Raw genomic sequence first — 12,312 nt, forward strand, 5'->3', positions numbered from 1 at the left:
GCTCCAATACCGATGACCGCGCCCCCGAGGTGATCGGGGGCGCGGATCGTTAGGATGCGAGCAACGCGGGGTTACTCGGCGATCTTGTAGAGGTTCTTCGAGTACCAGTTCTGCTCGACGTTGTTGACGGGCCAGTTGCCCAGATCGGTGTCGAGCATGTAGACGCCGGCATAGTGGTAGATCGGGATCACCGGCATTTCGTCGTAAAGGATCTGTTCCACCTCGGTATAGATCGGGCCGGTGTCGTCCGCCGTCTTGGCCTCTTCCAGAAGCTCGTCGACGCGGGCGTTGTTGTACTTGCCGTCATTATATCCCGACTCGCTGTCGAGCAGGTCGAGGAAGGTCGAGGCTTCGTTATAGTCGCCGCACCACGCGCCGCGCGCCATTTCGAAGTTCTGGTTGCCGCGCTCTTCGAGGAAGACCTTCCACTCCATGTTGGCGAGCGTGGCCTGAACGCCGAGCTTCGACTTCCACATCTGGCTCAGGGCCACCGCGACCTTCTCGTGGTCGTCCGAGGTGTTGTAGACCATCTCGAACTCGAGCGGGTTGTCGGGTCCATACCCGGCTTCGGCCAGAAGCTCCTTGGCCATCGCGTCACGGTCGGCCTGCGTCATGCTCGCCCATTCGAGTGCCGGCGGCTCGAACCCGGCCACGGCGGCGGGGGTGAAGGTATAGGCGGGCGGCTGGCCCCCCTGCATCACCTTCTCCACGATGATGTCACGGTCCACGGCCATGGCGAGCGCCTTGCGCACGTTCACGTCCTTGAAGGCCTCGGGGCCGGACTCGGAGACGTTGAAGGTGTAGTAGTAGTTACACAGACGGGGGAAGCTCGTGGCTTCATCCGGGTATTCCTCGGCCATCTTCGGATACTGACCGGCCGGGATTTCCGTGCGGTCGAGCTCGCCGGCGAGGTAACGGGTCAGGGCGACGTTTTCATCATTGATGACCAGGGCCACGGTCCGTTCGATGACCGTGTTCTCGTTGTCCCAATACATCTCGTTGCGTTCACGCACCGAGCGTTCGTTGGGCAGGTGCTCGGTCAGGACGTAGGCCCCGTTCGACACGATGTTCTCGGGCTTGGTCCAGTCTTCGCCGAACTCCTCGATCACCGACTGAGGCGCGGGGAAAGTCGTGGCATGGGTGGTCATATAGGGGAAATAGGGGAGCGGGGCGGTCAGCTTGACCTCGAGCGTGCGGTCGTCGATCGCGGTCACGCCCAGCGTGCCCGGTTCGGCGGTTCCGGCGATGATCTCGGACGCGCCTTCGATCGACATCAGTTCGATGAACCACTGGTAGGGCGAGGCGAGCGCCGGATCGGCGGCGCGGTTCCAGGCATAGACGAAATCGCCCGCGACCACGGGGTCGCCGTTCGACCACTTGGCGTCTTCGCGCAGGTGGAAGGTGTAGGTCATCTTGTCTTCGGAGACATCGTAATCAGTGGCGACACCCGGCACGAGATTGCCGTCGGCGTCCTGGTTCATCAGGCCTTCAAAGAGGTCGCGCACGATTTCCGAGCCGGTGACGTCTTCGACGACCTGCGGATCGACCGAGGAGTGTTCATCGAGGACGCGATAAGTGAAGGTTTGATCATCTGCGAGTGTCACGCCTTCGGGCACGTGGCTCGCGGCCACGGCGACCCCGGCCAGCATGGTGGACGACAATAGCGTCGCCACAGCAAAGCGAGTGGTGTGTTTCATGAGTGTTTTCTCCCTGTGTTCGTGAAGGGTCCCGGGCGTTTCGGCCCCGGCCATTCTTTTTTCCGATTGGTCAATCCTAGCGGGACAATAGGTCCCGACAAGCGATTGCAAGGCTGACGTGAGGAAACCGTGCGAAAATTTGCTCAAATTCCGTGAACCATTTCGTCCGCAAGTCGACGCATCCGCCAGCGCGCCCTGAAGCAGGCCGAATCGTTTTGGTATACCGTCGCACACATTGACTTGCCCGATCCCGTGATTTAGGGCGGTGGCAACCCGGCGGCGGGGGGTGCCTTGCCGCGATTCCCACCCAGCGACGGAGACCTCCCGTCGCGCGATTTACCGTGACGGAGACGAGCATGGCCAAGGACATTCCCGATATCATCTACACCCAGGTCGACGAAGCGCCGGAGCTTGCTAGCCATTCGCTCCTGCCGATCATCCGGGCCTTCGCGGGCGCGGCGGGGCTCGATGTCGACATCATGAACATTTCGCTCGCCGGTCGCGTGCTGAGCCAGTTCCCCGACGTCCTCACGGATGATCAGAAGGTGTCCGACGACCTGGCCGCGCTGGGCGAGATCGTGAAGCAGCCGGAAGCCAACGTCATCAAGCTGCCCAACATCTCCGCCAGCCAGCCGCAGCTCGACGCCGCCATCAAGGAGCTTCAGTCGCAGGGCTATGCGATCCCGGACTACCCGGTGAACGCCACGACCGACGCGGAAAAGGACATCAAGGCACGCTATGACGCGGTCAAGGGCTCGGCTGTGAACCCGGTCCTGCGCGAAGGCAACTCGGACCGCCGTTCGGCGAAGGCCGTGAAGAACTACGCCAAGGCCAACCCGCATTCGATGGGTGACTGGTCCGCCGACAGCCCGACGCATGTCGCCTCGATGAAGGGCAACGACTTCTTCGCGAACGAAAAGTCGGCGACGATCACCGCGGCACAGTCAGGCGGCGCCAAGATCGTCTTCGTGGCAGACGACGGCAACACGAAGACGCTTAAGGACGGTCTGAAATACGAAGAGGGCACTGTTGTCGATGCCACCTTCCTGTCCGTGGCCGACCTGCGCGACTACATCAAGGAAGAAATCGCGAGCATGGAGCCGGGCGTGCTGTTCTCGGTGCACCTGAAAGCGACGATGATGAAGGTCTCGGACCCGATCATCTTCGGCCATTTCGTGAGCGGCTACCTCGAAGAGTTCATCACGCGGCACGCGGACGAACTCGATGCGCTCGGGTTCAACCCCAACAGCGGTATCGGTGCGCTCGAGAAGAAGATCGCGGGCAATGCCGAGCTCGAGGCCGACCTCAAGGCCGTGATGGCGAAGCAGCCGCCCATGTATATGGTCGATTCGGACAAGGGCATCACCAACCTGCATGTCTCGTCGGACGTGATCATCGACGCCTCCATGCCCGCCGTGATCCGCGCGGGCGGCATCGGCTGGGGCCCGGACGGCAAGGCCGCGCCGACCAAATGCTGCATCCCCGACAACTCCTATGCGCCCGTCTATGACGAGACGATCAAGTACTTCAAGGAAACCGGGAAACTCGACGTGACCACCTGTGGCGCCGTGTCGAACGTAGGTCTCATGGCGCAGAAGGCCGAGGAATACGGCTCGCACCCGACCACCTTCGAAATCCCCGCGTCGGGCACGGTGCGCATCGTTCTGGACAACGGCGACATCCTGCACGAACACAAGGTCCACGAAGGTGACATCTGGCGCTCGGCCACCGCGAAGAAGGCGCCGATCCTCGACTGGATCCAGCTTGGCATCGACCGGACCCGCGCGACCGGCAAGGCTGCCTTCTGGCTCGACGCGAACCGGGCGCACGACGCGGAACTGATCAAGTATGTAAAACCGGCGCTCGAGAAGGCCGGGATCGACATCCCGATCATGGCCCCGCGCGAAGCGACGCGCTTCTCGCTCGAAACCATGCGGGCGGGTGAAGACTGCGTCACGATCACCGGCAACGTGCTGCGCGACTACCTCACCGACCTCTTCCCGATCCTCGAGCTTGGCACCTCGGCCAAGATGCTGTCGATCGTGAAGCTGATGAACGGCGGCGGTATGTTCGAAACCGGCGCCGGCGGCTCGGCCCCCAAGCACGTCCAGCAGTTGATGGAAGAGAACCACCTGCGCTGGGACTCGCTGGGCGAATTCTGCGCGCTGGGCGAGAGCCTCAAGTTCCTCGGTGAAACCCGCTCCAAGCCGAAAGCGGTGGTGCTGGGCGATGCCGTGGACGTGGCCACGCAGAAGGTGCTGGACGAAGACCGCTCGCCCGAACGCAAGGTCGGCCAGAACGACAACCGCACCTCGCATTACTGGTTCGCCCGCTACTGGGCCGAGGCGCTGGCCGCGCAGTCGGACGACGCCAACCTCGCCGCCCATTTCGCGCCGATCGCTAAGGCGATGGCCGAGAAGGAAGCCGAGATCCTGAAAGAGCTTCAGGCGGACGAGGGCAAGGCTGTGGACCTTGGCGGCTACTATCATGGGGACGAGGCCAAGACCTTTGCCGTGATGCGCCCCTCGGCGACGATGAACGCCATCGTGGACTGATCCGGTCCTCTGGCCGACAGGAAAGGGCGGGGCCATTGGCGCCGCCCTTTTTCGTGGGTGCTGCGGCGCCCTGACGGTATGTTTCGGCACCTCGCGGGCGACCACACCCGGCGGGGCCGGAAACAAGCTCTTGTCCGCCGGAAAAAACACCCCCAATCGCGTGACATTCCCCCCTGAAAAAGCTAGAAAACAGCAACAAAAATACAGGACGGTATCAATGGCCGACGACGCGCAGAACAACGCCGAATACGGCGCGGATTCCATCAAGGTTCTCAAAGGCTTGGAGGCGGTTCGCAAACGCCCCGGCATGTATATCGGGGACACCGACGATGGTTCGGGTCTGCACCACATGGTCTATGAGGTCGTGGATAACGGCATCGACGAGGCGTTGGCGGGTCATGCCGATCACGTCCGGGTGACGATTCATGCCGATAACTCGGTCTCGGTCTTCGACAACGGTCGCGGGATTCCCGTCGACATCCACCCCGAAGAGGGTGTCTCGGCGGCCGAGGTCATCATGACCCAGCTCCATGCGGGCGGGAAGTTCGACTCCAACAGCTACAAGGTGTCGGGTGGTCTGCACGGCGTCGGCGTGTCGGTCGTGAACGCGCTCTCCGACTGGCTGGAGCTGACGGTCTGGCGGCAGGGCAAGAAGCACCGGGCGAAATTCGTGCGCGGCGACACGTCGGAACATCTGGAGGTTCTGGGCGATGCCGAAGGGCTGACCGGGACCGAGGTGCGTTTTCTCGCCTCGACTGATACGTTTTCGAACCTCGACTACAGCTTCAAGACGCTCGAAACCCGTCTGCGCGAGCTTGCCTTCCTCAATTCCGGCGTGCGGATCATCCTGCGCGACGAACGCCCTGCCGAGGCGCTCGAGACCGAGCTTCACTATGACGGCGGCGTGAAGGAATTCGTCAAATACCTCGACCGGCACAAGCAGCCGATGATCGCGGAACCGATCTTCATCACCGGCGAGCGCGACGGCATCGGCATCGAAGTCGCGATGTGGTGGAACGACAGTTACAACGAGATGGTGCTGCCCTTCACCAACAACATCCCGCAGCGCGACGGCGGCACCCATATGGCGGGTTTCCGGGGCGCGCTCACGCGGACGATGAACCTTTATGCGAACTCCTCGGGGCTCGCGAAGAAGGAAAAGGTCGCTTTCACCGGCGACGATGCCCGCGAGGGTCTGACCTGCGTGCTCTCGGTCAAGGTGCCGGACCCGAAGTTCTCGTCCCAGACCAAGGACAAGCTGGTGTCCTCCGAAGTGCGCCCGGCGGTCGAAGGCCTGATGAACGAACGCCTGACCGACTGGTTCGACGAACACCCGGCCGAGGCCCGGCTGATCGTCGGCAAGATCATCGAGGCGGCACTCGCCCGCGAAGCCGCGCGCAAGGCACGGGAACTCACCCGCAAGAAGTCGTCCAACGACGTGGCGAGCCTTCCCGGCAAACTTGCAGATTGCCAGGAGAAAGACCCCGCCAAGCGCGAGATCTTCATCGTCGAGGGTGACTCGGCCGGCGGCTCGGCAAAACAGGGCCGGTCGCGCCACAACCAGGCGGTGCTGCCGCTTCGAGGCAAGATCCTGAACGTCGAACGCGCGCGCTTCGACCGGATGCTGTCGTCGGAAACGGTCGGCACGCTGATCACGGCGCTGGGCACCGGCATCGGTCGCGACGAGTTCGACATCGAGAAGCTGCGCTATCACAAGGTCATCATCATGACCGACGCCGACGTGGACGGCGCGCATATCCGCACGCTCCTGCTGACGTTCTTCTATCGCCAGATGCACGAGATCATCGACGGCGGCTACCTCTACATCGCGCAGCCGCCGCTCTACAAAGTGTCGCGTGGCCGGTCCGAGGTTTACATCAAGGACGTTCCGGCGCTCGAGGACTACCTTATCCAGCAGGGCATCGAAGGGGCCGTGCTGCGGCTCTCAAACGGCGAGGAGATCGCCGGCGCCCATCTGGCCGAGGTCATCGACGCCGCCCGTGGCGTGAAGAAGATCCTCGACGCCTTCCCGACCCATTACCCGCGCAACATCCTCGAACAGGCCGTGTTGGCCGGCGCTTTCGACGCGGGCGCTGTGGACCGCGACCTGCAAGCCGTGGCCGATGCGGTCGCGCGCCGGCTCGATGCCGTCGCGGTGGAGTATGAAAAAGGCTGGCAGGGCCGGATCACGCAGGATCACGGCATCCGGCTCGCCCGGATCCTGCGGGGGGTCGAAGAAATCCGCACCCTCGACGGCGCGATTCTGCGCTCCGGCGAAGCGCGCAAGCTGTCGCAGGTCTCCGCCGAGTCACGGCGCTATTACGAGGATCCGGCCAAGCTCGTGCGCAAGGACCGCGAGCAGGAGATCTTTGGTCCGACCGACCTTCTGGCGGCCGTCCTGGCAGAGGGCGAAAAGGGCCTCACGCTCCAGCGCTACAAGGGTCTGGGCGAGATGAACCCCGATCAGCTCTGGGAAACCACGCTCGATCCCGAGGCGCGCACGCTCCTGCAGGTAAAGGTGGAAGACCTGGCCGAAGCCGACGATCTCTTCACCAAGCTCATGGGCGACATCGTCGAACCCCGCCGCGAGTTCATCCAGCAGAACGCCCTGACGGTCGAGAATCTGGATATCTGAGACAGTTGTAGGTCCGTGGGTCCATCTGGCGCAATGAGACCATTCCCTCTGTTGGCCTCCGCCTCTACGCGTAGTATGGGGACCAACGCGACCGCGGGGCCCAGTTGCTCCGGATCACCTGGCGGGGGATGCACGTGGGACGACAGTCCGTCACATCGGCCAAGGCCATCGCGACCATGGCAGGGCCTGGCACGGCCCGCGTGGCGTGGCTGAACCTGTCGGGCGTGACGCTGCGGATTGACGGCCGGACCATCATCGACAACCTGTCTTGCGACATCCGGGAACGACGCGTGGGCATCGTCGGGCGCAATGGATCGGGCAAGACCACGCTGGCCCGGCTCATAGCCGGACTGCAGAAGCCCGACTCCGGTCGCGTGGAAATCGACGGGGCGGACATGCTGTCGGACCGGCGCGCGGCCCTGAGCCATGTGGGCATCCTGTTTCAGAACCCCGAGCACCAGATCATCTTCCCCACCGTGGAAGAGGAGTTGGCTTTCGGCCTCTTGCAACAGGGACAATCGAGAGAAGACGCGGCCGAGGGCGTGGCGCGGGTCCTCGCCCGTTTCGGGCGCTCGGACTGGCGCGATGCGGCGACCGCCACCCTGTCGCAGGGCCAGAAACAGCTGGTCTGCCTGATGGCGGTGCTGGCCATGCGGCCGCGGTTGATCGTGCTCGACGAACCTTATTCGGGGCTCGACATCCCGACGCGGCGGCAACTCATGCGCCATGTCGATCAGGTCGAAGCCAGCGTGGTGCAGATCACGCACGACCCGGACAGCGTGGCCGATTGCGACCGCGTCCTCTGGATCGACAAGGGAGCCATCCGCCGCGACGGTCCCGCGCCCGAGGTGCTGGCCGAGTTCTGCCGGACGATGGAAGCCTGGGGGGACGACGATGATCTCGCTCACCTCGCCAGTTGAGACCTGGGCGCACCGGCTGCCGGCCGGAGTGAAACTCGCCGCACTCTCGGCCGCGACAATCCTGCTCTTCGCGCTGGACGACCCTCGCCTGCTCGCCATGGCCCTCGCCGGGGCGGCGGCACTGACCTTGAGCGGGGGGCTGCGGTTTTCACGGGCGGCGGTGCGGGCGCTGCGCGTGCTGGTGCCCTTTCTGCTGCTCATCGCGGTCTGGCACGGGGTCACCGGTCAGCTCGCGACGGGCCTCGCGGTATCGCTTCGCCTGTTGGCAGCCCTCGCCCTGGCCAATTTCGTTACAATGACCACGCGGATCACCGACATGGTCGCGGTCATCGCCTGGCTGCTCGCGCCGCTGCGCCGGTTCGGCCTGTCCACCCGGCATTTCGAGCTTGCCGTGGCGCTGGTCATCCGCTTCACGCCGGCCATCGCCCGCAAGGGCACGCTTCTGTCCGAAGCCTGGCGCGCCCGTTCGCGCCGGCGAGCAAGCTGGCGCATTGTCTTACCACTCGCTGCGCTGGCGCTCGACGATGCCGATCACGTGGCCGAGGCGCTGCGCGCGCGGGGCGGGCTGATCCCGCCCGGCGCCCCACATCCAAACCCCGCCCCCTGACAAAGAGGATACGTCATGGAACGCAACATCGCTCATATCGCCCTGTTCGCCGCGCTGATCGCGGCGCTCGGGCTCATTCCGAAATTCACGCTCGCCTTCGGGGTGCCGATCACGGCGCAAAGCATGGGCGTCATGCTCTGCGGCGCGGTGCTGGGTGCGCGGCGCGGCGCGTTGGCCGTGCTCCTTTTCCTGGCGCTCGTCGCCATTGGGCTGCCGCTGCTTGCCGGGGGACGGGGCGGGCTTGGCGCCTTCGCCACGCCGTCGGTGGGCTTCCTGATCGGCTGGCCGATCGCGGCCTTCGTCACCGGGCTGGTGGTCGAGAAATGGCGCGGCAACATCGGCATGGTCGCAACCCTCGGCGCGCTCGTCGGCGGCGTGCTGGTTATGTATGTCTTCGGCGTGCTGGGCATGGCCTATATGCTCGACAAGGGTCTCGTCGAAAGCCTGATGCTCGTCACGGCCTTCATCCCCGGCGACATCGTCAAGGCTATCGTCACTGGCGTCGTGACCGCGGGCCTCGCCCGGTCGCGGCCTTCAAGCCTGCTGTCGCGGGCATGACCGAACGCCCCGTTTCGAGCGCGCTCACCAAGCGCCGCTCGATCCGGGCTTTCCGTCCGGACCCGGTGGACCGGGACATCGTCGCGCGGCTTCTGACCGCCGCGCGCACGGCACCTTCGGGGGCCAACCTGCAACCGGGGCGGTTCATCGCGCTTGCCGGTGCGGCCCTCTCCGATTTCACCGAGCGCCTCTGCGCGGAGATCGAGGCAGGACGCCCTCCGGTTTCCGAGTATTCCTATTTTCCCCAGCCGATGCCGCCGGCGCTCAAGGAACGGCAACGGGCCGCCGGTTATGCGCTTTACGAAAGCCTTGGCGTTGCGCGGCGCGACGTGGCGGGCCGAAAGGCGCAGTTCCTTCTGAACTATCGATTCTTCTCGGCCCCGGTCGGGATCGTCATCACGATCCGCCGCGACATGGGCAAAGGGTGTTTCATGGACCTCGGCATGTCGCTCATGGCGCTGATGATGGCGGCCGAGGACGAGGGGCTCGCCACCTGCGGGATCGGCGCGCTGGCGAATTACGGCGATCTCGCAGGGGCGCTCCTGAACATCCCAGGGGAAGAGCTCGTGGTTTGCGGCGTGGCGCTGGGATACCCCGATCCGGACGCGCCGGTGAACCGGGTCCGGACGGCGCGCGACGACCTCGACGTCTTCGCCGAGTTTCGCGGCTTCTAGGGCGCGGTGGACAGAAGCACCGCCGTCCCGATCCCACCGGCTGCCGCAATGGCGGCAAGCCCGAGCCCGCCAACCGACCGAAGTTCATGCCAGAGCCGCACGGCGTTGACTGCGCCCGAGGCGCCGATGGGATGTCCTCGGGCCAGCCCGCCGCCGCCGGGGTTGACGCGCGCGGGATCGAGACCGGCCAGGCGCACGCAGGCCATCGCTTGCACGGCATAGGCTTCCATCACCTCGATCACCGCCAGATCGCTCACGCGGGTCTCGGTCTGCGCAAGGAGATCGCGGATCGCCTCGACCGGCGCCAGTCCCGGCATCTCGGGCCGCCCGCCAAGCGTGATCCCCGCAACGAAACGGGGGCCCGGGCGCCCGAGCTGCCGCGCGACGCGATCAGAGACCATGACACAGACCGCGGCACCGTCGGCGGCCACGGCGGCATTGGCGGCCGTCACCGGTCCGACGAGCACGGGGGCCCGCGCGGCGATCCGGGGTGTGAGGTCGCGGGTGAAAGCATCTTGGGCGAGCCCGCCCAAAGGCAGGATCTCGGACCGGAGGCGGGCTTCGGCCATCCGCGCGCGGCGATGGCTTTCCACGGCCCAGCCGTCCATCTCTTCCCGCGTCAGGCCCAACTCCCGCACCAGATCTGCCGCCGCATCGTCCATCTCCGGGTCGCGGTCGGGCCAGGGGGTAAAGGGGGGCCGGTCATAGGCGACCGGGGGGCCACCGTCGGGATCCGTGCGCCATCGCAAGGGTCGGCGGGAATAGCTTTCGACACCGCCCGCGACGACGACCTCGGCCTGTTCGGCCCGGATCAAGGCGGCGCCCATGACCAGAGCGTCAAGACCGCTCACGCATTGCCGGTCGAGCGTCAGCCCGGCTACCCGTTCCCCAAGCCCTGCGGCCAGTGCGATGCGTCGCGCCGGGTTACCCCCGGCCCCAAGGGCGTTCCCAAGGATCACCTCATCCACGGCATCTCGTGCCATGCCGGCGGCCTCGAGTGCCGCGCCAATGACAGGTGCGCAAAGCTCGGGCAGGTCCAGCCGGGACAGGGCGCCGCCCCGGGGCGCAACCGGGGTCCGCAGAGCCGCGAGGATCTGCACGCCGCTCATACTGCGGTTCTCATGCGCCGCGTCACTTCGGCATAATGCGGCTTTCCGGCAGCCGTGAGAGGAAAATCGTCGAGGACCATGAAGCGGCGCGGCGCGGCGAGGGGGCCGAATGCCGTTCGGCAGTCGGCCAGTAGCTGTGCCGTGACCTCGGGGCCGGTCGTCCTTTCGGGTCGGGCGCCGATGGCAGCGACCAGCACGTGACCGCGCAACGGATCGGGCACCGGAACCACCGCACAGAAGTCCACATCGGGGTGGGCCAGACACCGTTCCTCGATAGCTTCGGGAAAGACGTTCTGATCCGCAATCGTCACCATCCGGTTGCGCCGTCCCAGCACAGTCAGAAAGCCCGCCTCGTCGATCCGGCCCATCTCGCCAAGGCTCACGTGGCCGTCCACCTGCTCCAGCGGCGTGATCCCGTCGCCCACGTAGCCTTCGGCGAGGTAGGGGCTCTTGATCCAGATGTCGCCAACCTCTCCGGGCGGAGCATCCACGCGCAGCGACACGCCCGGATAGGCGCGGCCTACGCTCCCCTCCGGGCCGGTTCCGTCGCCCCAGGCGATGAAGCTCGTCTCGGCTGCGCCGTAGAACTCCCGCACCACGGCCTTGGGGCAGAGCGTCGCAACAGCCCTGCGCAGGTCAGCGCCCATCCGGCCGCCACCGCAAAGCACATGGCGCAGGGCGGGCAGCGTGATGCCGGTGCCGACGAGAAGGCGCAACTGGGTCGGCGTGGCGTAAAGCACGCTCACCCCGTCAAGAGCCCGCGCCTGTGCCCGTGGCCCAAGTCCTGCGAGCGCGTGGATGTCGGCGCCGAGGAAGGCCGCCTCGACCATCGCGTAGAGCGACAGGGAGTGGACTTCGGGACCCAGAACGCCGTAGCGGTCTGCGTCGGTCAGCCCCAGTTCGGCCGCATTGACCCGAAAGCTGGCGATCCACGAGGAATGGGTTCGCCGGATCGCCTTGGCCTGGCCTGTCGTTCCGCCCGTCGCCGTGCGGAAGAAACCGGGAACGCCGCCTTGCACGTCGGACACTCCGGACGGGCCGACAGCGAATTCGATCCCGCGCGCAATCGCGTCGAGCAGAGGCGTCAGGTCGCCAGCACCTTGAACCCGGGTCCGGGTCGAAGGATGCAGGCGAAAGGTCTCGGGCGAGGTGGGGTGCAAGGCGCCGGGGGTCATGGTCATGTCCCTGCTATAGCCGGGCGGAACACCTGCGGGAAGCGGTGGGTGGAGGTCCGGGCGGTCAGCCGAGCCCTGTCCATAGCGCGACTGCGCCAAGAATTACGCGGAACAGACGGTTGATCACGCGCGCTCTCGTCCCCGACGCGGGGTCCTCTCGGCTCTCCGCTCCGCCCTTTCCAGCGGGACTCAGCAGACTTCCGCCATAAACCAGAGCTATAAATGGACCATCTGGTACGGGTCCCGGGTCCTCGGTTCCGCCCCAAAATAGTTCTCTTTCAATAACTTACATTAGGTAAGGCATAGGCTTGCCGATGCCACGGCGCAATTCTGCCGAACGCGACTCCGACCGCCGTTTGACTTGAATAACCGCCTCGGCAAC

Annotated in this window: 9 protein-coding genes; 6 read left to right on the plus strand and 3 right to left on the minus strand. The window is 65.4% G+C overall.

Going from position 1 to position 12,312, the window contains the following annotated elements:
• Positions 1-71: 71 nt before the first annotated feature.
• Positions 72-1,697 carry a peptide ABC transporter substrate-binding protein gene (locus tag KJP29_RS02225; RefSeq protein WP_218461920.1) on the minus strand — a complete coding sequence of 542 codons (1,626 nt, stop codon included), beginning with the start codon at positions 1,695-1,697 and terminating at the stop codon, positions 72-74.
• A 356-nt stretch (positions 1,698-2,053) separates the two neighbouring features.
• Here KJP29_RS02225 and KJP29_RS02230 point away from each other — a divergent pair, with 356 nt between their 5' ends.
• The 6 genes from KJP29_RS02230 (at position 2,054) to KJP29_RS02255 (ending at position 9,646) form a co-directional block, all read left to right on the plus strand.
• The gene (locus tag KJP29_RS02230; RefSeq protein WP_218461921.1) at positions 2,054-4,252 is read left to right on the plus strand and encodes an NADP-dependent isocitrate dehydrogenase; all 2,199 of its coding nucleotides are present in this window, start codon (positions 2,054-2,056) and stop codon (positions 4,250-4,252) included.
• 217 nt (positions 4,253-4,469) lie between these two features.
• On the plus strand, positions 4,470-6,887 hold the full coding sequence (gene gyrB, locus KJP29_RS02235) for a DNA topoisomerase (ATP-hydrolyzing) subunit B (RefSeq protein ID WP_218461922.1): 2,418 nt from the start codon (positions 4,470-4,472) through the stop codon (positions 6,885-6,887).
• A gap of 128 nt (positions 6,888-7,015) precedes the next feature.
• The gene (locus KJP29_RS02240) at positions 7,016-7,807 is read left to right on the plus strand and encodes an energy-coupling factor ABC transporter ATP-binding protein (protein ID WP_218462344.1); all 792 of its coding nucleotides are present in this window, start codon (positions 7,016-7,018) and stop codon (positions 7,805-7,807) included.
• The gene (locus KJP29_RS02245) at positions 7,782-8,414 is read left to right on the plus strand and encodes a CbiQ family ECF transporter T component (protein WP_218461923.1); all 633 of its coding nucleotides are present in this window, start codon (positions 7,782-7,784) and stop codon (positions 8,412-8,414) included. Before KJP29_RS02240 ends, KJP29_RS02245 begins: the two co-directional genes overlap by 26 nt.
• Before the next feature lie 15 nt (positions 8,415-8,429).
• Positions 8,430-8,972: a biotin transporter BioY gene (locus KJP29_RS02250; RefSeq protein ID WP_218461924.1), complete on the plus strand. Its 543-nt coding sequence runs from the start codon at positions 8,430-8,432 to the stop codon at positions 8,970-8,972.
• A complete protein-coding gene (locus KJP29_RS02255; RefSeq protein WP_218461925.1) occupies positions 8,969-9,646 on the plus strand; it encodes a nitroreductase in 678 nt (225 codons plus the stop codon). The genes KJP29_RS02250 and KJP29_RS02255 overlap by 4 nt, the downstream gene beginning before the upstream one ends.
• Here KJP29_RS02255 and KJP29_RS02260 read toward each other — a convergent pair.
• Together KJP29_RS02260 and KJP29_RS02265 are read right to left on the minus strand one after the other, a co-directional pair.
• Positions 9,643-10,755: a thiolase family protein gene (locus KJP29_RS02260; RefSeq protein ID WP_218461926.1), complete on the minus strand. Its 1,113-nt coding sequence runs from the start codon at positions 10,753-10,755 to the stop codon at positions 9,643-9,645. The two genes, KJP29_RS02255 and KJP29_RS02260, sit on opposite strands and share 4 nt — an antisense overlap.
• Positions 10,752-11,936, minus strand: coding sequence for an AMP-binding protein (locus KJP29_RS02265; RefSeq protein WP_218461928.1), 1,185 nt, complete (start codon positions 11,934-11,936; stop codon positions 10,752-10,754). Before KJP29_RS02265 ends, KJP29_RS02260 begins: the two co-directional genes overlap by 4 nt.
• Positions 11,937-12,312: the final 376 nt, after the last annotated feature.

Origin of the sequence: Maritimibacter sp. DP1N21-5, assembly GCF_019218295.1 — a bacterium.
Lineage (GTDB): Bacteria > Pseudomonadota > Alphaproteobacteria > Rhodobacterales > Rhodobacteraceae > Maritimibacter.

Coding starts and splice junctions, on each gene's coding strand:
- KJP29_RS02250 (WP_218461924.1), top strand. CDS start 8,430: ATGGAACGCAACATCGCTCATATCGCCCTGTTCGCCGCGCTGATCGCG.
- KJP29_RS02230 (WP_218461921.1), top strand. CDS start 2,054: ATGGCCAAGGACATTCCCGATATCATCTACACCCAGGTCGACGAAGCG.
- KJP29_RS02265 (WP_218461928.1), bottom strand. CDS start 11,936: ATGACCATGACCCCCGGCGCCTTGCACCCCACCTCGCCCGAGACCTTT.
- KJP29_RS02245 (WP_218461923.1), top strand. CDS start 7,782: ATGATCTCGCTCACCTCGCCAGTTGAGACCTGGGCGCACCGGCTGCCG.
- gyrB (WP_218461922.1), top strand. CDS start 4,470: ATGGCCGACGACGCGCAGAACAACGCCGAATACGGCGCGGATTCCATC.
- KJP29_RS02240 (WP_218462344.1), top strand. CDS start 7,016: ATGCACGTGGGACGACAGTCCGTCACATCGGCCAAGGCCATCGCGACC.
- KJP29_RS02255 (WP_218461925.1), top strand. CDS start 8,969: ATGACCGAACGCCCCGTTTCGAGCGCGCTCACCAAGCGCCGCTCGATC.
- KJP29_RS02260 (WP_218461926.1), bottom strand. CDS start 10,755: ATGAGCGGCGTGCAGATCCTCGCGGCTCTGCGGACCCCGGTTGCGCCC.
- KJP29_RS02225 (WP_218461920.1), bottom strand. CDS start 1,697: ATGAAACACACCACTCGCTTTGCTGTGGCGACGCTATTGTCGTCCACC.